Below are 20,294 nucleotides of genomic sequence, written 5' to 3'. Positions count from 1 at the left end.
CTCTACTTAAACATCTCTGCAAACAATCCTTTAAATAGCTTTAACTCATCCTTATCCAGCTCGATTGCAAATTCATTGTCGATTGCCTGCTTTTCACATTTATCCTTTTTCTTTGCAATCTTACGCACCACACGAAGAAGCACATAGCACTCCTTGGACTTTGCAATGCTCTGTTTAAAGGTCAGCTCATCCTCATCGACTGACTTCTGTGTCTGATAGATAATCTCTTTTAACTTATCATTGATACCATCTACTTCCTCAAGGGAAATAATAACGGATGCCTTAGAATCACCCGATCTGTCCCACTCCTTATGAAGTTCCTTTACTAAAAACTCCATGTTCTTAATTACTGTTGTTGAATCACTTTTCATCTTGTTCTTCCTCCGTTTTCTTTTAATGAAGAAGGGAGCTGACCTTCGCTGATAGGCGCAAAATCAACTCCCTTCATGTCCTCTGCTCCAAGGACTATCTGCTCTGCATAATACATATCCATTGCCTTATTGATGGCATCGTCAAGCGACTCTGCCTTTACTTTCTGTACTCGTGAAAGCACTTCTTTTATCTCAACATCAAATTCCTGCTCCATATGATATCGCCTCCTGTAAAAATCTCATCACCGGCTCTTTTCCTCCTTTACCTGTCTTTCCTTAAAGCCTCCATCGTACTTTCCATCTTCCAGCCTGTCGTAAAAACAATCCTCTTCAATCGTTCCGAAATCCTCATACATCTGGTGAAGGAAGTCATTCTGCAGCTTCTTTGGTACATCATCATCCTTTGACATATCCTGATAAAAATAGAACTTCTGCTTGAGCTTTGCCCGGTAATCATAGATATCCTCTATCTTTTCCGGTGTGCCATACTCTCTTTTGTATGCCTTGAAATTCGTGGTTGAGAGTGTGGAACCAAGATAAATGCCATGCTCCCACGATACCCCGATTGTGGTATTGTCCTTTGTAGGCTTCTCATCCTTCGGATAACGCTTATACTCTGTCGCACCAAGGGCGATTGTAAGGGAACCTGACTTCATATCCATCACCACAAGATTTCTTGGTGATAATGCTTCAAGCACCATGTAATCATGGTCATTGAAGTTATGGAATGTCTGTCCCCTTTCAAATAATCTGTCCACACTTTCATAATGTAGGTTAAAATCATCTACCCAGCCCTTATCAGTCATTCCAATCTCCTTAAGCTTTGCAACACATTCATAAGAACTGGCTTCTTTATCAAACCGAAATTCTTTGGAATCGTTATAAAATCCTTGAAGAAAGTGTCCGAGCTGTACATCATCCTTACAGAATCTTGCGGATATCGTTACATTTGCCGCCCTGTAATACTCTGTAAAGCTTTCCTCTTCTCCAAGAGTTCTGCCAAGACAAAGCATCTGATCTGCCAGTTCTGACATATCATCAATAGAAACAAATTTCTTATAATCGTCCAATGACATAAGCATATTTATCTCTGTTCCCTTATCATTTTCTATTACCAGAACAACATCTCTTAAATCCATTCTTACCTCCATTCTCAGAGAGGACATCTGCCCTCTCTGAATTTTTAATCTATGGTCGTCCTATCACAACTATCTTTCCGGTACTTGCAACATCACGATATACAACACCAAGACTCTCATTAAGTGCCTCTACAACCTTGCCATTACCGACATAAACAGCCACATGGCTGATATTCATATATCTTCCGTTGCTTGTAAAACTGTAGAAAATCAGGTCACCCGGCTGAAGCTGGTCATAAGTTACTGTCTTTCCTGCCTCATCTAGTCCCTGTGCCTCTGCCGCAGCTGTGGTTGCTCCACCATGACTTATATCCACTCCGGCATCCTTCCATGAGTAATATGCTAGTGAACTGCAGTCATAATAATTACCACTGTCTCGTAAATCCTGACTATATGGATAACCTACTCTGTGAAGTGCATAAGAGCAGACTGTTTTCTGTCTGCTGTCTGTAATTCCACTAAGGATTGCATTTATCTCATCCTCTGTCATGGAGCTTACTCCGGGGCTTCCACCTCCGCCACCACTGCCACTTCCTGCATATCCAAGCTGCCCCATAAAATCAGGACTCATAATCTGCTCAAGCATTTCCACCTGGTTAGCGTCAAATCCATACACCGAAATCATATCCCGATAAGATTTGAGTGTGACATTCACATACAGAACCGACTTCGTGACAGTAGTTACATTACCGTCTGCATCTGTTTCTTCCACATCCTTTGTTCCGGTGCTTGTGGTGTATGAACACATATCATTTACAACTGCCTGCAGCCAGCCTTTAGAAGTATCATTCATGACTGTTGCAGTATCTCCGACACCATGCTTGACCATATAGACTGCCATGATGTCATAGTAATTGCTTGGATTTTCTTCCATACCTTCATAATCCACATAGACAAGCTCTCCAAGGTCATATCCGGTATGCTCATTCACTTTCGTGTTCACATCCCGGTTAAACTCCTGCACATAGGCACTCGTTACTGTCTGCACGGTATCTCCTGATTCAAGTGGTGGCAGGAATAAAGCAAATGGAGAATTGTAAAGGATTGCTATCACCGCTATAACCGGAACCGCAATCATGGCAACTACAAGAACAAGTAATAAAAGCACCAATCCGATAATCGGTGCAGCTGCCTTTACCCAGGTAATCGCTTTTCGCACAATCAGATCCTTTACCAGCTTTGCCACACTATCCGTCTGATTCTCCTGTGCTTTCATCTTATCCAGAAAGAACTTTATCTTCCTGCTCCGGTTTGTCATCTTTTCATCCTTGACCTCTATGGACACACCTGCCGCATATCCGGCTGCCATGCCGATTGCCGTGCCTACTCCCGGTGCAACCGCTGTTCCTGCCGCCGTAGCAGCTGCCTTTGTAGCAGTTTTCGTTGCAACCTTGGCAGTAGTCTTTGCTGTTTCTTTTGCCGTCTCTTTAGCTACAGTCTTGGCTGTATCTTTGGCAGCTTTCTTTGCTGTCTTTTTTGCCAGCTTCTTTCCTGCCTCTACCTTCTTGATACGCTTCTTTGCCTCGGCTGCCGCCTTTTTCCTGAAAAGTGCAGCCCCCTTAGAAGCAGTTCCGGTAACAGGGCGGCTTGCTTCATATGCAAGATATGCTGCCTGCGATACCTCCTGACCGCCTTCCACCTGATCTGTTACTGCCCCGGCTACAAGTGCTCCAGTTCTTCCTGCAATGTGAAGATTCGTGTTCTTGGTCTTGATGGAAGTGTTTGATTCCTTAAGGTTTTGCTTGAATCTTGATAATCCCTTATTCTTCGGCTCCGACTGATGAATGGTACTCTTGCGATAGGACTTCTTTCTATCCGTATCAGTTACCTTTGCACCAGCTGTCTTAGGACCTCTCTCTACTGTATAGATGTTACTCCCCTTAATCTTGGCTCCCTTTGGTTCGTGGGCATGAATCTTGGCTTTCTCCTTGGTGTGAATGACCATCGGTTTGTCATCAACCTTTCTAATTTTCAATTTTCTCACCTCCTACTTTGAAAAATAAAATAAGCCGCTAGGGAGCAAAAATTACTCCTTAACGGCTATGTAAAATCATTCAATATTCAATTATTAAAAGCAACATGAAACTGAAATTTGTACCTCTATTTGCTATATCTTATTTCTTCCATAACCCATGTAAATTGCAGTACTCATAGGCTGCCACAAATTCTTCTCCATCCGCAAGTTTAAACTCTGCTCTTGGTTTATCTGTATATTCTAATTTAACTTTCTGACCACCTCTTGTTGTTTCAATAGCAATCCACTGAATATAATGTGCTTCTACCATTGGATGCTCTACTTCACCAACTTCAACAGTCACCTTGTCTCCATCCACTATTACAACAGGTACATGCTTCTCATGTGCTCCCTCACTGGTTCCCGGTACAATCTCTGTCATCTTCTGACCACAGCACATAACTGGAACACCTGACTCCTTCACATATTCAATGATATTTCCACAATGCTCACAAATATAATATTTCATATAAAAAAACTCCCTATTAATAATTCTCTTTATGTACTTCAAAATATGCCTGTGGATGATTACATACAGGACAAACTTCCGGTGCTTCAAGACCGACTACTACATGACCGCAGTTACGACATTCCCACATAGTTACGCCACTCTTTTTAAATACTTCCATAGTTTCAACATTTTTAAGCAATGCACGATATCTTTCCTCATGCAACTTCTCGATGGCAGCTACACCTCTAAACTGTGCTGCAAGTTCTGTAAAGCCTTCTTCCTCTGCATCCTTTGCCATTCTCTCATACATATCGGTCCATTCTGCATTTTCGCCTTCTGCTGCATGAAGAAGGTTTTCTGCTGTATCACCAAGTTCGCCCAAGGCTTTAAACCAAAGCTTTGCGTGTTCTTTCTCATTCTCTGCTGTCTGTAAGAACAAAGCCGCAATCTGTTCATATCCGGCTTTCTTTGCTACAGATGCAAAGTAAGTGTACTTATTTCTTGCCTGTGACTCACCGGCAAATGCTTCCCATAAGTTCTTTTCTGTTTTGGTTCCTGCGTATGGGTTCTTCTTAACCTCTGCTACTTTCTCAAATTTCTCAGCAGGCTGCTTACATATTGGGCACTGCTCCGGTGGCTGTTCTCCTTCGTGAACGTATCCGCATACTGTACATTTCCATGTTGTCATAATTGTTTCTCCCTTCGATTTTTCTTTTTTTTCATTATTTGGAACAATTTCTAATAACTTCTTTGCTGTATCCATTGGAAAGTCTGACGTAGGAGGATTTGCAATCAACTCCTCTAATAACTCATGTACATTATTGCTCTGTGGAAGCATAAAACCTGCTTCTCTAACAATATCTTCCGCAATCAGTCTTTCTGATTTGGCTACCGCATTCATTAAACGGCTAAGTCCTTCCCCATCCGTTGTATCTGCTATTTGTCTGGCCATAGTCTCACCATCAGACTTATTCTGTGCCAGTTCGTTTAATGTAACCTTTACTTCATCCGTTTTAGATTGTTGTGGCGGAAACTCAACGGGTACCATGCTGATAGCTCCACTAGGACAAGCCTGTGCACACATTCCGCATCCCACACATTTATTGATATCAATAATACTATCTTCCGTATCTGTCGCTCCATAAGGACATACATACAGACACAGGCAATCCTTTGTACAAAGTCTAAGGTTTCTAACTGCCTTTAATTCCATGTTTATGCCCTCCCTTCTATCTTTTCAAATTTATAAGGAGGAACTTTACATACCGGGCAAAGCTCAGGTGGTGTCTCTCCAATATATACAAACCCACACACTGTACAAACCCAAATGTCTGTATCAGCAAGCATTGCCTCTCCTTCATTCAGATATCTGTTTACCAGTGATGAAAGCATTCTTGTAACCTTTTCACCCCATACACAGATTCTTGCTGCACCCCTATCTTTATTTTGGTCCGCAACAGCTCTAACGGTAGGATATTTATCTATATCCTCCTGTAACAGTTTCGCCACATTTTCAACAGTTGCATCATTTACTGCCTGTGTAATACTGGTAAAATATGCTGCCAGTTCATTGAACAGACCTGCTTCCTCCGATTTGTACTGCTTTTCACAACCTCTTGCAAGATTAGAGCATACCGCAGCTAATTGTCCCGCTGAAAGTTTTTTTAGGTCTGCAGCCTCTGTATTCACACTGACTGGCTTTACTTCTGTTTTGGGTACTTCCGGCTTAAAATCAGATTTAACCGCACCACAAAGCGGACACTTCCAGTCCGCCGGCAACTGTTCAAATGGGACTTTTTCTTTTTCATCATCATAGACATATCCACAAATTTGACATATGTACCTCATAAAATACCTCCTTTTTATTTTTCCATACCACAAGGGTATGTACATTCACTCATTTGTTTTTCATGGATGACACTTGCGTAAAAACGATATCCACCTGAAAAATTGTAACAATCAAAACCATTCTGAGTTAATATTCGGCAAGCGATATAACTTCGGAGACCACTCTGGCATATTACATACACCGGCTTACTGTCATCAATTTCATTCATTCGTTCTCTCAAGTCATCCACCGGAATATTGATGTATCCATCAATGTGTCCACTTTTATACTCATATGCCGTTCTGGTATCCAATAATGTAACGCTTCCGTCTCTCGGAAGGCCTGCAATCTCATCCCAGTGATACTGTTTCACAAAGCCATTCCTGATGTTTTCAATCATAAATCCTGCCATATTAACAGGGTCCTTCGCCGATGAAAATGGTGGTGCATATGCCAAATCTAAATCCTTAAGCATATTCGCTTTCATACCGGCATGCATTGCTGTGGCAAGCACATCCAGTCTCTTATCCACACCTTCTGTTCCCACAATCTGCGCTCCAAGAAGTTTCCATGTATCCTTTTCAAAAACAACCTTCATGGTCATAACTTTTGCACCGGGATAATAACCTGCATGAGAAGCTGGAGAAAGGACAACACTTTCACAATCAATTCCCATAGATTTAGCTACTTTCTCAGTCAAACCAGTTCCTGCAACAGTCATATCAAATATCTTTATTATGGAGGAACCCATAGAACCCTGATAATGGCTATCCCCTCCACAGATATTATCTGCTGCAATACGTCCCTGCTTATTCGCCGGTCCTGCAAGTGCAATTACGGTATCTTCTTCTGTCACAAAATGTTTCACCTGAATAGCATCACCCACAGCATAAATATCCTGTACAGAGGTTTCCATACGATCATTTACGACAATACTTCCTTTTACACCAAGCTTTAGTCCTGCTTGTTTTGCAAGACTATTTTCGGGTGCCACCCCTATGGCAAGCAAAACCATATCCGCTGCTATTTCACTATTATCTTCCAGCAGGGTCACAATGCATTCCCCATCCTGTCGAAAAGAGGTAACATTACTATTCAGTCTTAATGAAATCCCCTTTGCACGAAGCTTACTATGAACAAACGAAGCCATATCATAATCCAGCGTATTCATCAACTGATTCGGCCTCTGAACAATCGTCACATTAAGACCTTTTTCCTTAAGATTTTCCGCAACCTCAATACCTATATAGCCTCCGCCCACAATCACAGCACTTTGCGCTTTTGTTTTTTCCAAATAATCATGAATCCGAAACGTATCTTCTATCGTTCTTAGCGAAAAAATCTTTTCACTGTCAATTCCGGACAGATTTGGTCTTACAGGTTTTGCACCCGGAGATAATAAGAGCTTATCATAAGGTTCCTCACATTCTGTACCTGTAAGCAGATTTTTTACTGTTACTGTCTTTTGGGTCACATCAATGTTAGTTACTTCATGATTTACTTTTACTAAAATCCGAAATCTTGTCCAAAAACTTTCCGGCGTCTGAAGTGACAAGTCACTGGAATCTGTGATTACATCACCGATATAATATGGCAGACCACAATTGGCGTAAGAAATATATCCTGTCTTTTCAAAAACAATTATTTCTGCACTTTCGTCCAGACGGCGAATTCTTGCTGCGGCCGAAGCTCCACCAGCCACACCACCTACAATTACCACTTTCATTTCTTACACCTCAATTCGTTTTATAAATTAATGCTTTCCACAACCATGGTTTCCACATCCATGGTCTCCACAAGTATGTCTATCCTCATGGTGATGGTGATTACAATTTGAACCGGTATTTACAAGTGTACCGGCAAGATAACTTGAAACTGCTTTATCCACATTTCCCGTTGCACCTGCACACAGTTCTATTCCGGCTTCTGCAAGCGCCATCTGTGCACCGCCTCCGATACCGCCACAAATAAGTACATCTATCTGATTTGTTGCAAGCACTCCTGCCAGAGCACCATGTCCTTGTCCATTTGAGCTAATCACTTCCGAAGAAATGACTTGATTATTCTCTATTTCATATACTTTAAAATTCTCGGTTCTTCCAAAATGCTGAAATACCTCTTCGTTGTCATATGTTACCGCTATTCGCATAATTCCATTCTCCTTTTCTTGTAATTGTCTTTGATTCAAGTAAGATTTCGTCAAATGACATTTTTTACAATGCGGGCTTCCATCACAAAGCACATAATTTCCACCTTCGATTTGAAGCCCCTTTCCCATCACTAACGCCTTTGCAATTTTTTCTCTCGCATTATTATAAATTAATTGAGCAGTTGTCCGTGCAACACCTAACTTATTAGCACATTCTTCCTGACTGAATCCTTCCAAGTCAATCAGTCTTATGCTTTCGTATTCATCAACAGTCATAATCAACATTTCGCTGTTATCATTTTGCTGAGGTATAAACACTTTAACATCAGGCTCTTTACATACTATTCTCTTTCTGCATCTTGGCATCTTAACACCTCTTTTTAGCATATGCCATAAAATATTGTACCATATATCTTTATTAAAGTAAAGAAAAACTATGATAGCAAACTCACAGTCTTCTTTCAAAAACATATTCTATTTTAGAAGATAAGTCTTCTCTAAAAACGTATCCAAGTCTATTGAATTTCTTTATTTCTTCGGGATTTTCAATGCAGTTTTCTGCCATGAATCTAACCATTTCACCTCGTGCCATTTTTGCATAAGTACCTTTTGTTACCAGTTTCCCGGCAGATAATTCGCAAAATGTTATAGATATATAGGTATCTTCTTCGGATAGATATCTCTCGATACATTTAGAATATTCTTTTGATGCCAGATTAATTATAATGCCCTTCTCATCTCTAACACCTTTGTAAAGCATATCTCCCCAATATTCATATAAGTTTTTTTCATTTCCGATTGTAGCTTTTGCCTTCATCTCTAAGCGGTAAGGTGTTACTCCATCCATTGGCTTCAAAACACCATAGAACGCTGATAATATCCTTAGATGTTCCTGTATATATTCAAAATGCCCATCCTCAAATACTGTAGGAGCCATGTACTGGTACGCAATTCCTTCATATGATAATATCGCCGGTGTAAGCCTATGGTACAAGTCCATATTCTCTAAACGTCTCACATTTTGCTCCACGATTTTATCATTGCATTTCCACAATTCCTTTAACTCATCTTTAGACTTGCCTTTTAACCATGCTAATATTTCCGTAGACCTATCAATAAACATGGGCAATCCCATAGGTTCTAAAGTATCAAGGTTTATATTCATCTTTTTTGCTGGAGATAATATTATTTTCATTATTCTAATTCCTGCAGCATTTTTTCCGGGTCCTCTGCTGCTTTCACCCTATCATTTGCTTTAATAATAATTCCTTGCTCATCTATTAGATATGTTGTTCTTACAACCCCCATAGAAACCTTACCGTAATTTTTCTTTTCCTGCCATACATCGTATGTTTCAATTACGGTGCACTCCGGGTCTGCAAGAAGCGTAAATACCAATCCGTATTTTTCTACAAATTTTTTATGAGAAGCCACTGAATCCTTACTGACCCCAAGGACAACTGCTCCTTTCTCTGTAAACTGAGGATATCTTTCAGAAAATCCACATGCTTGCTTTGTACATCCCGGTGTATTATCCTTTGGATAAAAATATAAAATAACCTTTTTTCCAATATAATCATTTAATTTATGCAATTTTCCATCTTGGTCAAACAGCTCAAAATCTGGTGCCTTGGTTCCTACTTCTAACATACTTTACTCCTTTCTTAACGATGCGTAAAATTCAAATTTTCTTTTCCCTAATAATTACAAATATTCCTTGGAAATTGCTTCCACACCATACATTTCCATAAATGCATCCAGGTCCGCTGCATCCCCAATCAACATATTCTCGTCAAAGTGTACGATAAGCATATCTTAAAATCCAGCCACATGTTCTCCGGTACAAATGATACATTTTAGAACTGCTTCCTTATTTATTTTTCATATCGAATCTTATATGCTTTCTTCTTAAAAATAGGGAATATCTAATTTATTATCATCAAGGTCGGACATTCATCCGACCTCTTGATTATACTATAGATTCTATAAAAATTCATCTGTTATCACTGCAGCATTGCTTCTTTTTTCTTCTGTTCCGCAATCTTCTCATGAATGTTGGTATTATACAGCCTGTACAAATCCGTATCCTTGCTGATCTGATTATCAAAGGGAATTACTACCGAACCACACTTAATAAGTCCCATTCCAGAGGCGGTATTAGTTACGAACCGAAGCTGTGCCTCTGATACCCCGATAACCTCCGCCATCTTTGAACTGTCTGTATTTGCCTGCTTCAAGAGTGCCACAAACTCAGAGTTTGCAAGCATTGTGGTTGCTGTGTAATTCTGCAACAGATCGACAACATTCTGCGTGATACCGGTACAAAGACCTCCCTGCTTTCTTACCTTCTTCCAGAGCTGCTGCAGATATTTTGCAGAATACTCCGAATTAAGCAGGACATGGAACTCATCAATATAGAGCCATGTTGCCTTGCCTCGCTTACCATTCTCAACAATCCTGTTCTGAATGGACTCCATCATAACAAGCATTGTGATAGGACTAAGCTCTGTACCTAAGTCCCTGATGCCATAGACTGTAAATCTGTTATCCACATCCACATTTGTCTGGTGGTTGAAGATGTTAAGCGAACCATTTACAAAAAGTTCCAAAGACAATGCAATGTCTTTTGCCTCGTCCTCCGGCTGTGCCATGAGAATATCGTAAAAATCACTCATTACCGGGATATACTTCTCTTTGCTCCTTGCAATGTCGATATACAGTTTTCTCACACAGCGGTCGATGATTGACTTCTGTCTTGAATTTAAGCTGTCACCGATGCACTGCTCACAAAGACCAAGCATGAACTCGCCCTTTTCTCTTACCATTCCCTTGGAATCATTCGGATCAAGGCTCCATACATCCATCTCCAGCGGATTCACATAGTTATCCGTGTAGGTGGACATATTTACCACTGTTCCACCATAAGTCTCAGCAATATCAAAGTATTCGTTCATTGGATCTATAACGATTATTTCATCATCTCCCGACAAGAATACGCTGCCCATTTCCATCTTGCAGAAGAAGGATTTACCGGAACCCGGCACACCAAATACAAAGCCATTTCCATTGATGAGCTTCTTTCTGTTACCGATATTCACATTCTTGCTGATCTGGTTGATGCCATAATAGTTTCCTGTGCTGTCATTTAATTCCTGCACATTAAATGGCATAAGCACCGCAAGTGACTGGGTAAGAAGTGTACGCATTGTCTCCACCTGTCTTACACCAATCGGAAGTGCTGTGTTGAGTGCCTCCCTCTGCTTTAAGTAGTGTGTGTCAATCGTGCAGCTGTTACGCTTTCCGATAGTCTCTACTGTCTCACATACACTCTCAAGCTCCTTCTTGCTTTCTGCCATAAGAATAATGGTTACTCCCACAAAGAAAAGGCACTGGTCATTCTCACGGACATCATCCATGATTTCCTCAATCTCCTTTTTCTCCGTCCTTTTGGCATATGAGATTTCCGTAGAAAAATCGTTATTCTTATTACGGACTCTCTGCTGCTTAATGATATCCGACTCAATACCAAGGTATTTCTTCTGAAGCACCTTTGTTGTCAGATCCTTGGGAACAGGCACCACATCAATGCTCGTGATGGAATGAACCGGAAGGGAAGTAATCTCATTGATGAATCTGTCTGACAAACTGCTCGGATACTTTTTGATAAAAAGTGCCTTGCAGAATTTACTCTCATCCTCAAAATGGTCTGGGAAATATTTCACCATCCCATTGCACAGATCATTTCTAAAATCTGCCCCGACCTTCTTTGCCTTTTTGATATCAAAATCAAAGCTGCCCTCATCTCCAAGATGATAATAGTCATAGAGCACTTTCAGTCTCTCATTGCCATTAAGTGGTACAATCTCCGCACCAAGCTCAATGAAAGCCTTGTGTATCGTTGCCTCAAGGGTTGCAAACTGTGCCTTTGCCTCCTCGAAGTTCTTTCTCTCAATCGTGATTGTCAGGTATCTCTCCTGCTCAATCCCCTGTCTGCCCTCAATAATCTTCTCCTCAATGATGTCATTGTAGATTCTTCTATAATTGTTGAAGCCATCGTTTTTCTCAGCAATCAGAACCTTGTCACGGAGTTCATCCATGTTTTTGTTCTTATTGTTGATCGTAATCTTATAATTACAGTCCAGCGAATTTAAGAACTTGCAGTATCTCTCAAATATGCCGATCTGCTCATCCTCCGTTGCTGTTGTGTAATTGATGTCCTGAAAGCGGTAGCATTTGGAATACTTATTTTTGCTTACTTCAAAAATGCCGTTTTCAGCCACCGCCATAATCTCTATGGTTTCCTGAATGGATTTAGGTGTCTTATACAAAGGCTCACTCGCCTTCTTTAATAACTTAAATCCGTCTGTAAATAAACCCATGTCTCTAACCTCGCTTTCTTATAATGAAAGCCCGCCGGGAACTTCACCCTGCGGGCTGTGTTCCCGACCTTGCGGTCAGATACTATTCGTTTCTAATGCATTGCCTTATATGCTGCAATGCCTGCTACTGCCGCCACAATGACTGCGACAAGTCCAAGCAGCATATTTCTCGTCTTTTTCTTCATCGCTTCAAACTCCTCCTGCTTCTTTACAGCCGAATCAGCTGTTACAGTCTCCGGTTCAGCCTTTCTGCCTTTCTTCTTTACCTGTTCATTCTGTTCTGCTTCTAACTGCTTTATTGCAGGCTCTCCTTCTGTTGATACATAGGTAAGCGCCCTGTTGCCAAACATAAAATGCAGTTTCTTTCCCATATACTCGTAGAAATTCATCCCATTAAAGGAATAGAAACCACCAAGTGCAATCGGTGCCACACAGGGAATTGCCACATAAGCAGAACCCGTAAGACCGATATACTTGTAAAGAAGAAGGACGATACCGCCACCAACCACTACGCTTGCAATGGAAAATATAAGCTGCCTTGCAGTAAGTCCCATTGCAACCGATTCCTGATAGCGGTCAATATCCTTGTTTACTTCGATTACCATTGTCCCTGCCTCCTATCTTGATAAATCCTTTATCTCTGGCTTTCTTGTCATTCCGATATTTGCCTCATACTTATCCATTCCATCCGGACACAGTTCTCTAAGCTTATCTACATTGAACAGATAAAGCGGATATTCACAGAAACCGCTCCTTTGCGTGAATCCTGTAAACTCTCCAATGTCATTGTCTGTAATAAACTTTTCAATATCCGGCATGTCATTCACATTCAGATATCCGCAGTAATTTGGTGCTGCAACCGACAAATTCACAGTCACATCCCCAAAAGGCTCCTCATATCCATCTTCATTACACATAAGACCGATAAACATTGCCCTGTTATTCATATACTGCTGGATATCAAATGTCACCTGCGTTTCTCCGGTTATGCTTGAATTATAAGTAACCTGTTTCTTTTCATTATCCATTTCTGCCTCCTTCTATAATCCAAATGCCTTGCTTGTAAGTGTCTGTGCACCCTTCACACTTCCAACAGTCATTGCTATCGTAAATGTCATTTCACACAAATAAATAAGCGTCTGTGCCCAGTCAGCGTAACTTCCTGTAAATGCCGGAAGTCCTGCATTGATAAATGCATTACATACCACAATTGCAAGTGCCATTGTTACTGCCTCGAATACACACGAAAGAAAATATTTGCAGTAGGTAGCCATTGTATGACTGACCATTCTGTTTCCTGCCATTGTGGAGCATGCAATCGCACCAAGCGGCACAATAATCAGTATCTTTAAGAACCTGAAATACACTGTGTAAATGATAAAGAATCCACAGATAATAATGATGATTGCAAGCAAAGCTGTAAGTATCAGCATTACCAGACTCTCACCAAATCCGAGTCCCTTAATGATGTCTGCCTGTGTACTGTCAATGGCAAGCTGCGTCGTTGTCCCGGCAGATATAAGTCCCACCAGATTTCCTATGGAAGTAAAAAACGCTTTCATAATCGTGACATTATTTGCAACAAACCATTCTGCAAGTCCCAGTCGGATAAGCATACGAAATATAGACTCAAACCTCATCTCATCTTTTACATCTATGCTTTCCGAGCAGAAACCGATAACAAAGAACAGCACAACGAGGGAAGAGCCGACCGCTACAAAAACCGGCTCTATCCCCTCAATGACTGCCCAGGGACCTCCGCCCTTGAAACTGACCGGTGACTGTCCAAGCATTGCAAAGACCAGGGATATCTGATTGTTCCAAAACCCAAACACTGCCTCAAGAAGTGCAAGGATCTTATCACCAAGCTTAAAAATATCCATACTTGTTATTCACCTCTTTCCTTTTACTAAAAGGGGAACTCTTTTTCCCCATCTTAGAAGCCTAAGAATGTCAGAACTGTTGAAATACCAGCCATCATGACACCTGCTACAATTCCTTTCAGTGCAGAGTTCATAGTAGATGAATCCTGCTGCTGATAGGCTTGTGCGAACTCCATGACATTCTTTGCAAGAATGATGACACCAACAGCACCAATGACTGCAATGATAAGTGTCTTTAAGTTCTCAAGCGGCTGTGTTACTGCGGAAGTACCTGTACCTGCTGCAAAACAAGTAGTGCTCATAAGCATTACTCCCATAAGTGCTCCGGATAATGCCGGAACGAATCTCTTTTTAAAGTGAATGAATCTGCTCTTCATGCCTTTCTCCTCCATCTGATTGTTGTTTGTCGTAATAATCTGTTCTTTTCTCATGTTGTTTGTCTCCTTTTTGATAAAAAAATAAGCCAGCAGGGATAATCCCTAACTGGCTGTTAAAAGTTACTCTATATGATCAGGCAATGCCTGTTGTAATGATTAAATCGGGCTTTTCCCGATGTGTTTAGCTGTAACCACCTCCTTTCAAGGCGCAAAAAAAGCACCTTAACCTTTATTGGCTAAAGTGCTTGTATTAGTTTGATATTAAATTGTTGTGAGTCAGACAAACTTGAAGTTATCGCTTTGTTCCATCCTCATTGAAATTGTTTTTTAATGACTTTTCCGTTGGGAAAATAGAGCCTATTAAAAATACCAGTTGTATTACAATGATAATAATGCTTAATATTCCTATTGTATCATCACTTGCTCCATAAAAAGGAATATGTATAAGCATTGTAGGTCCCAACAGACCAATACCGACTTTCCACCAAAGTTTTCCTGCATGGTCATGTGCAAATCTCCAAGTATCCATATTTATCATTGACATCTTAGTTCGGTATCCCACAACTCCATTGATCTTCTTTGGACAATGTTTCCACATCATTCTGCCCGCAATTATCATAATCGCTGGAATAAGACAATCACATATCAAAATAAACCACCAAAACCACATACTGTTTTCTCCTCAAATACCGATTTGTAAAACACATTCTTTTTTACATAGGCACAGTATACCACATTTCCTGTGCCTATGCGATAACATTTACTGCTTCTTACGATAAGTACTCATCTTCTCCACAGTTACCTCCGGATAGAAGTAAGTAAGAATCGTTGCTTTCGGAACTCCTGCAGCTAATGCTTTCTTCACTTCTTCCTTCTGCTCCAGTGTATATGACCAGTGTAACATTCGATTTGTGATAGTATCCTCCCACTTAGGCTTTTCCCTCTCAGGATTCCTTACAGGCTTGGCACCAGCACTTCCATTAGATGCATTGGCACTGTCAGCAGCATCAGACTTCTGTGATTCATCAACATACTCAAGCTCATTTGCCTGCTCTCTGTCTATCTTTGCTTTCTGCTCTGCTTCATCCTGCATGGAGAATCTTCTGCTTAATTCCGCATCACCAAGCACCATAAACTGCTCATAGGTAAGAGAGTCTATATACACATTCTCGCCCTTATCTTTCAGCTTTTCATAATACTTAACTGCCTTGTCTGAAAGAATCTCAAATGGTGGACCGATAAGATTATCTGCTCCCCTTATCTGATGAACATAAGGCTCTCCATTGCCATCTGCTGTCTGGTTAAACATCGGATGATTGAATGGTATGAACTTATTATCCATGATAGGATCAAAACCACGGATAAAGATAATGCACTTTTTGTTATCCAGCTTTCTGACTTCATCGGGTGTGAACAATTCTCTTCCTAATACATCATAGTTTCTTGAAGAACTTCCCTGTCTGCCTTTTGTCTCTCCGCTTGATTTCTTATCAATCGTACCTTTTCCAAGCAGCTCCGACACATACTTGTGCGTACTCTGCTCGTTTCCACCGAGATAGATAAACGTATCGCAGTTGCCGGGAATTGTCTCCCAGGTATCTTTAAAAAGTGCTTTTAACTGGGCAAAGTTCTGAATAATGATAATACTTGAAATCTCACGGCTTCGCATTGTCGATAACAAGGAACAGAAGTCATCGGGCAATGCGACATTCGCAAATTCATCTAACATAAATGTCACATGGATTGGCAGCCTGCCTCCGCAGTTAAAGTCCGCCTGATAGTACAATTCCTGAAATATCTGCGTATATAACATACCGATAATAAAGTTATAGGATTTATCACTATCCGGGATTACACAAAACAGTGCTGTCTTTGTCTCACCATCCCCATTTACTCCGATACCGATATCGGACAGATTAAGCTCATCTTTTGAGAGTAGTCGTAAAACCTGCTTATTCTCAAGAAATGCAAGTCTTGAGTTGGCACTTATGATAATGGAACGGACTGTGTCTCCTGCACCTCTCATACATTTGTTGTACTGCTTGACTGCCGGATGATTGGCTCCAAGTGGGGAACTTTCCTCTAAAAACTTCATACGCACATCCAACTTCGATGCTTTTCCCTGTTCTGTAACCTCTGCTTCTCCAAGAAGTTTAAGTACTGTCTCAAAGTTTCTCTTTGCCGGCTGTACCTCCAGCCACACATAATAAAAGATAGCCTGTAAGAACAATCCTTCCGCTTTTTCCCAGAACGGATCACTTGGTGTCGCTCCCTTTGGTGTCGTATTGCTGATAAGGTTTGTAATCAGCTTGACCACATCTGTTTCCTCTCTGATATAAGAAAACGGATTGTAACAGTCTGATTTATCCATCTCTAACAGATTAATGACTTTCAGGTTATATCCGTTATTTTTTAACATCTGCCCGCAGCTTCTAAGGATTTCTCCCTTTGGATCGGTACAGATAAAGGAACAGTTATGCGGCATCTGCATAAGATTCGGCTTTACTTCATAAAATGTTTTTCCTGCTCCGGAGCCTCCACAGATAAGGATATTTCCATTGAGCTTGAGCCTTCTGAAATCCAGCGACATCTTCACATTCTGGCTGAGTATCCGGTTGAAATTTTCATCCTTATCTGCAAGTATCTTGTTGACCTGCTTCGGATTTTCAAATCTTGCCGTACCAAATTCCTTACCGGGCATATAGTTTCTCTGACTGGTGTAATACATGACAATAGCCATCGCATAGATACCTAATGCAACGGCTACTGCTTTTACTGTATTGGAATTGTAATAGTTGGCAAAGGGAACCGCACATACTTCATTGAATCTGTCCATAAATTCATTAAATGCTATTCCCTCTATCCACGCACCATTTATCAGATAACCAAGATAACCGGCTAACACTGCACCCACAAGAATGAATATCAGTGACGGCTTTTTCTTTGTTGTCTGCATAAGCTGCTACCTCGCTTTCTTCGTGGTAACAGTTTTCTTCTGTGCTGTCTTTTTCTGCTGCTTCTGCACTTTCTCGTAACGCTCCCTGACAGATGACTCCACCTTGTCATAGTGAGTATAAAGCTCGGTTCCTTTCTGGGTTGTCACCACACGATTCTGCTCATCGTAAAGCTTATAATCCTTGGTTGAATCAAGGAAGGTAAGCATTGTCTTTCCACCATGAATCTCCATGATGTTTTCCTTACGGAGCCATACATATCTTGCCTCTTCTCCCCATGTGCCGGGAACCCTGGTCTTAACAGCATGGTCATTCTCTTCGATAATCAGCTTCTTGCTGATAGTCACATCTGACAGGTTCGCATTCTTTGATGCTGCAACTGCCCTCATTCTCTCAGCAAGGTCCTGATAACCTCTGACACGGTTGATAAATGCATCTTTGTCCATCATTACTGTATGGGTGCCATCTTCATTCTTGCTGCCAAGCACACCGATTGTCTCAAGCTGTCTGATAACACTTTCAGCCTGCTCACCATTGATGCTGAAATTCTCCTTGACCTGATCCACACTGATAGCTTTCTTTTCCATTGCAAACATTCCTACCTTTTCAATCAGTCCGTCAATAGCGGAATTAACCCTATCCCCTTCTATCGTGTGGCTTTTCTCGTTTCCCTGCTGTTTCTTCAAAAAATCCATCAGCTTGCCAAGTGATTTTTCATCTCCATTCTTCAGATAATCGTCAAATGTGGCAATCTTGCCAAACTTGAGCTTCTGTATCATCATATTCACACGTGGAACTGCCTCTGTATGAAAGATTACCTCACTCAGTCCGTCTTTCCTGTTGCAGTCCGGAAGTACTGAATAGAGTATTCCATACTTCTTTGCCATCTTTTCAACCTTTTTCATATCTTCGGTGTTAAACTGTAACACCTGTAAATCGCCACCCTTTAAGAGCAGCTTTCTCATGGATGTCTTGCCAAGTGACTTTTCATAATCAAGCATCCCTTTTAAGAAATCTATTGCCTTCTGCATGGCAGCTATTCCGCCACTTCCTACCTTCATGGCAATCTCAATGCCATCATAAGCAACACGGATGATCTGCACCGCTTCCTGAATCTCTTCTGCCATTATCGCACCTCCACTTTCTCTCTGACTGTTGTTTTAAGTGTTTCTGTCTCTGTAGTACGGATTTCCTCGGCTGATACATCAATACCATAAGCAGTCAAAATATCTGCCAGATGATTGATTGCTTTTTCCTCCTCGATACGGTACATTTCAAGTGCCACAAGCAGGTTTTCCACCTGTTCCACCCATGCAGGCTTCATATCATATTTAGCCCTGTATGTGACCATAATCTCGTCCGACTCAGCCTTATCCGCCGAATGTGCCAATGCTTCAATAAGAGAAATCGTATCTTCCTTGCTGCCGCTTCTGAATGCGAACTGGACAACAAAGTTTTTCTCTTCCTCTGTAAACTGATGCTCCACACCATTCATCTCTGTTACTGCTTCATTTACTACTGCTAAATTCATAAGTACCTCCTAATCTGCCATACTGTTTTCAAGTACCGCTATCTCAATAATCTCTTTCATCTTTTCTGCTGAAATATTATTGGTAATAAGCTCTATAAGCTGTGTCTCCGTAAGTCCCTTTTCTATTGCACTCTTAATCTGGACAAGCTGTGCCGGAACAAGATTGCCCGATGCAACAAGCTTTACAATGTCTGCTCTCGACTTTTTCTTAAAAGAAAGTCTTGCAAAAAGGCTTGCCACTCCGCTGTTGCTGCTCTTTCTCACACTTCTCTCAATCGGAAGTCTCTGCACCACATTTCCGGTACCATCAACTACCGGAATCTGATAATAGACCGGAATCCCGTTTGCCACAGCCTGCATATTCTGCGGAACTGCAACTGTATCAACCATCTTTTTTTCTGCCTGTGGTACGGACTGGCTTTCCTGCGGCTCTGCCTTACTTTCTGCCTCTTTCTTATTCTCTGTGGCAACACTTATGATCTTATCTTCCAATGACTCTATTCTGTCTCCCATACGCTTCATCTCCTTATCCTTTTTCTCAATATCATCCCTGAGTCTTGCAATCGTACTGCTTGCCTTATTCAGTTCATTCTGCTGACTGTTGATAAGAGCGTCCTTATCCTGGTTCTCCTTGACCAGACGCTCCCTGACTCCCTCATCATCTTTGGAAGTCTCTATTTCAGAAAGCTTCTTATTCAGGGCATCATACCTTTCATTCTGATGATTGATCTTTACAACCACTTCATCCATCTGAGAAATGAGTGCTTTCACATACTCAGACTCTTCCGGAATCTGTTTCTTGACTTTATTCAGCTGTTCCAAAACTTCCTCATATAATCGTCGCATGGTAATAGGTTTTTCCCCTTTGTCCATAACCTCCTTAATTGTCTGAACAGGTACACCCTTTTCATAAAATTCAAGGGACACCTGCATCTGATGAACCGAATACTTGGTATTCTTGATAATATCAATCATATCTTTTGGAACATCCTTGTGCAGACATTCCGATAAAATCTTCATCTGTTCAATGTCGTATGACTTATTGAGATAAAGGCTGATCTCCTCCTCTTTCAGTCCATATTCATAATCACTTTTTACAAGAGCAATCGTATCTTCACTAAAATGCTTATTTCGGAGAAGCTGCAATTTTTTCTCGATTGCTATCGCACTAAGCGGTTCTCTGTTTTCTTCCATATATGCCTCCTAACTACTAAAAAA

At 41.0% G+C, this 20,294-nt stretch carries 21 protein-coding genes and 1 pseudogene; all 22 read right to left on the bottom strand.

Going from position 1 to position 20,294, the window contains the following annotated elements:
* Positions 1-2 precede the first annotated feature (2 nt).
* The 22 genes and pseudogenes from HGO97_RS16075 to HGO97_RS15975 all read right to left on the bottom strand — a co-directional run bounded on the left by HGO97_RS16075 (position 3) and on the right by HGO97_RS15975 (position 20,270).
* Positions 3-371 carry a hypothetical protein gene (locus HGO97_RS16075; protein ID WP_216243684.1) on the bottom strand — a complete coding sequence of 123 codons (369 nt, stop codon included), beginning with the start codon at positions 369-371 and terminating at the stop codon, positions 3-5.
* Positions 368-586, bottom strand: coding sequence for a DpnD/PcfM family protein (locus tag HGO97_RS16070; RefSeq protein ID WP_055062783.1), 219 nt, complete (start codon positions 584-586; stop codon positions 368-370). The genes HGO97_RS16075 and HGO97_RS16070 overlap by 4 nt, the downstream gene beginning before the upstream one ends.
* 27 nt (positions 587-613) lie before the next feature.
* The gene (locus HGO97_RS16065) at positions 614-1,510 is read right to left on the bottom strand and encodes a hypothetical protein (RefSeq protein WP_216243682.1); all 897 of its coding nucleotides are present in this window, start codon (positions 1,508-1,510) and stop codon (positions 614-616) included.
* A 49-nt stretch (positions 1,511-1,559) separates the two neighbouring features.
* Entirely contained in the window at positions 1,560-3,455 is a 1,896-nt protein-coding gene (locus tag HGO97_RS16060) for a C40 family peptidase (protein ID WP_216243766.1), read from the bottom strand.
* 169 nt (positions 3,456-3,624) lie between these two features.
* Positions 3,625-3,993 carry a desulfoferrodoxin family protein gene (locus HGO97_RS16055; RefSeq protein WP_216243680.1) on the bottom strand — a complete coding sequence of 123 codons (369 nt, stop codon included), beginning with the start codon at positions 3,991-3,993 and terminating at the stop codon, positions 3,625-3,627.
* Positions 3,994-4,009: 16 nt separating this feature from the next.
* Positions 4,010-4,594, bottom strand: coding sequence for a rubrerythrin (rbr, locus tag HGO97_RS24425; protein WP_408610864.1), 585 nt, complete (start codon positions 4,592-4,594; stop codon positions 4,010-4,012).
* Positions 4,577-5,188 (bottom strand): annotated as a pseudogene (locus HGO97_RS24545) (rubredoxin-like domain-containing protein); the annotation flags it as partial. The gene rbr and the pseudogene HGO97_RS24545, both read right to left, overlap by 18 nt.
* Before the next feature lie 2 nt (positions 5,189-5,190).
* Positions 5,191-5,823, bottom strand: a complete 633-nt coding sequence (locus HGO97_RS16045; RefSeq protein ID WP_216243676.1) for a rubredoxin-like domain-containing protein — start codon at positions 5,821-5,823, stop codon at positions 5,191-5,193.
* A gap of 14 nt (positions 5,824-5,837) precedes the next feature.
* Positions 5,838-7,529, bottom strand: a complete 1,692-nt coding sequence (locus HGO97_RS16040; RefSeq protein ID WP_216243674.1) for a CoA-disulfide reductase — start codon at positions 7,527-7,529, stop codon at positions 5,838-5,840.
* 27 nt (positions 7,530-7,556) lie between these two features.
* Positions 7,557-8,318 carry a DUF134 domain-containing protein gene (locus HGO97_RS16035; protein ID WP_216243763.1) on the bottom strand — a complete coding sequence of 254 codons (762 nt, stop codon included), beginning with the start codon at positions 8,316-8,318 and terminating at the stop codon, positions 7,557-7,559.
* Positions 8,319-8,400: 82 nt separating this feature from the next.
* A complete protein-coding gene (yaaA, locus tag HGO97_RS16030; protein WP_216243672.1) occupies positions 8,401-9,147 on the bottom strand; it encodes a peroxide stress protein YaaA in 747 nt (248 codons plus the stop codon).
* Positions 9,147-9,602 (bottom strand): thioredoxin-dependent thiol peroxidase, encoded by a 456-nt coding sequence (gene bcp / locus HGO97_RS16025; RefSeq protein WP_216243670.1) that lies wholly within the window; start codon positions 9,600-9,602, stop codon positions 9,147-9,149. Before bcp ends, yaaA begins: the two co-directional genes overlap by 1 nt.
* Before the next feature lie 353 nt (positions 9,603-9,955).
* Entirely contained in the window at positions 9,956-12,331 is a 2,376-nt protein-coding gene (locus HGO97_RS16020) for a VirB4-like conjugal transfer ATPase, CD1110 family (RefSeq protein WP_117813352.1), read from the bottom strand.
* A 92-nt stretch (positions 12,332-12,423) separates the two neighbouring features.
* A complete protein-coding gene (locus HGO97_RS16015) occupies positions 12,424-12,936 on the bottom strand; it encodes a PrgI family protein (protein ID WP_008120650.1) in 513 nt (170 codons plus the stop codon).
* Between the two features lie 12 nt (positions 12,937-12,948).
* A complete protein-coding gene (locus tag HGO97_RS16010) occupies positions 12,949-13,359 on the bottom strand; it encodes a DUF4313 domain-containing protein (protein ID WP_117690979.1) in 411 nt (136 codons plus the stop codon).
* A gap of 12 nt (positions 13,360-13,371) precedes the next feature.
* The gene (locus tag HGO97_RS16005) at positions 13,372-14,214 is read right to left on the bottom strand and encodes a hypothetical protein (RefSeq protein WP_004611540.1); all 843 of its coding nucleotides are present in this window, start codon (positions 14,212-14,214) and stop codon (positions 13,372-13,374) included.
* A gap of 53 nt (positions 14,215-14,267) precedes the next feature.
* Positions 14,268-14,645 (bottom strand): hypothetical protein, encoded by a 378-nt coding sequence (locus HGO97_RS16000; protein ID WP_005340540.1) that lies wholly within the window; start codon positions 14,643-14,645, stop codon positions 14,268-14,270.
* A 238-nt stretch (positions 14,646-14,883) separates the two neighbouring features.
* Positions 14,884-15,261, bottom strand: coding sequence for an SdpI family protein (locus HGO97_RS15995; RefSeq protein ID WP_117788293.1), 378 nt, complete (start codon positions 15,259-15,261; stop codon positions 14,884-14,886).
* Positions 15,262-15,351: 90 nt separating this feature from the next.
* Positions 15,352-17,547, bottom strand: a complete 2,196-nt coding sequence (locus tag HGO97_RS15990; RefSeq protein ID WP_216243668.1) for a VirD4-like conjugal transfer protein, CD1115 family — start codon at positions 17,545-17,547, stop codon at positions 15,352-15,354.
* 6 nt (positions 17,548-17,553) lie between these two features.
* Positions 17,554-18,672, bottom strand: a complete 1,119-nt coding sequence (locus HGO97_RS15985; RefSeq protein WP_055273075.1) for a PcfB family protein — start codon at positions 18,670-18,672, stop codon at positions 17,554-17,556.
* Positions 18,672-19,076, bottom strand: a complete 405-nt coding sequence (locus HGO97_RS15980) for a hypothetical protein (RefSeq protein WP_004611533.1) — start codon at positions 19,074-19,076, stop codon at positions 18,672-18,674. The genes HGO97_RS15985 and HGO97_RS15980 overlap by 1 nt, the downstream gene beginning before the upstream one ends.
* Positions 19,077-19,085: 9 nt before the next feature.
* Positions 19,086-20,270 carry a hypothetical protein gene (locus tag HGO97_RS15975; protein WP_021894487.1) on the bottom strand — a complete coding sequence of 395 codons (1,185 nt, stop codon included), beginning with the start codon at positions 20,268-20,270 and terminating at the stop codon, positions 19,086-19,088.
* Positions 20,271-20,294 lie beyond the last annotated feature (24 nt).

Origin of the sequence: Faecalicatena faecalis, from assembly GCF_012524165.2 — a bacterium.
GTDB classification, from domain to species: Bacteria; Bacillota; Clostridia; order Lachnospirales; family Lachnospiraceae; genus Faecalicatena_A; species Faecalicatena_A faecalis.
This window is presented reverse-complemented; position numbering and strand designations above follow the sequence as displayed.

Bases quoted from the DNA above. Each gene is read 5' to 3' on its own strand.
- HGO97_RS16005 (WP_004611540.1), bottom strand. From the start codon at position 14,214: ATGGATATTTTTAAGCTTGGTGATAAGATCCTTGCACTTCTTGAGGCA.
- HGO97_RS15995 (WP_117788293.1), bottom strand. From the start codon at position 15,261: ATGTGGTTTTGGTGGTTTATTTTGATATGTGATTGTCTTATTCCAGCG.
- HGO97_RS16065 (WP_216243682.1), bottom strand. From the start codon at position 1,510: ATGGATTTAAGAGATGTTGTTCTGGTAATAGAAAATGATAAGGGAACA.
- HGO97_RS16015 (WP_008120650.1), bottom strand. From the start codon at position 12,936: ATGGTAATCGAAGTAAACAAGGATATTGACCGCTATCAGGAATCGGTT.
- HGO97_RS16060 (WP_216243766.1), bottom strand. From the start codon at position 3,455: ATGGTCATTCACACCAAGGAGAAAGCCAAGATTCATGCCCACGAACCA.
- HGO97_RS16040 (WP_216243674.1), bottom strand. From the start codon at position 7,529: ATGAAAGTGGTAATTGTAGGTGGTGTGGCTGGTGGAGCTTCGGCCGCA.
- HGO97_RS16035 (WP_216243763.1), bottom strand. From the start codon at position 8,318: ATGCCAAGATGCAGAAAGAGAATAGTATGTAAAGAGCCTGATGTTAAA.
- HGO97_RS15985 (WP_055273075.1), bottom strand. From the start codon at position 18,672: ATGGCAGAAGAGATTCAGGAAGCGGTGCAGATCATCCGTGTTGCTTAT.
- HGO97_RS16075 (WP_216243684.1), bottom strand. From the start codon at position 371: ATGAAAAGTGATTCAACAACAGTAATTAAGAACATGGAGTTTTTAGTA.
- HGO97_RS16020 (WP_117813352.1), bottom strand. From the start codon at position 12,331: ATGGGTTTATTTACAGACGGATTTAAGTTATTAAAGAAGGCGAGTGAG.
- HGO97_RS15980 (WP_004611533.1), bottom strand. From the start codon at position 19,076: ATGAATTTAGCAGTAGTAAATGAAGCAGTAACAGAGATGAATGGTGTG.
- HGO97_RS16045 (WP_216243676.1), bottom strand. From the start codon at position 5,823: ATGAGGTACATATGTCAAATTTGTGGATATGTCTATGATGATGAAAAA.
- HGO97_RS16010 (WP_117690979.1), bottom strand. From the start codon at position 13,359: ATGGATAATGAAAAGAAACAGGTTACTTATAATTCAAGCATAACCGGA.
- bcp (WP_216243670.1), bottom strand. From the start codon at position 9,602: ATGTTAGAAGTAGGAACCAAGGCACCAGATTTTGAGCTGTTTGACCAA.
- HGO97_RS15975 (WP_021894487.1), bottom strand. From the start codon at position 20,270: ATGGAAGAAAACAGAGAACCGCTTAGTGCGATAGCAATCGAGAAAAAA.
- yaaA (WP_216243672.1), bottom strand. From the start codon at position 9,147: ATGAAAATAATATTATCTCCAGCAAAAAAGATGAATATAAACCTTGAT.
- HGO97_RS16000 (WP_005340540.1), bottom strand. From the start codon at position 14,645: ATGAGAAAAGAACAGATTATTACGACAAACAACAATCAGATGGAGGAG.
- HGO97_RS15990 (WP_216243668.1), bottom strand. From the start codon at position 17,547: ATGCAGACAACAAAGAAAAAGCCGTCACTGATATTCATTCTTGTGGGT.
- HGO97_RS16070 (WP_055062783.1), bottom strand. From the start codon at position 586: ATGGAGCAGGAATTTGATGTTGAGATAAAAGAAGTGCTTTCACGAGTA.
- HGO97_RS16055 (WP_216243680.1), bottom strand. From the start codon at position 3,993: ATGAAATATTATATTTGTGAGCATTGTGGAAATATCATTGAATATGTG.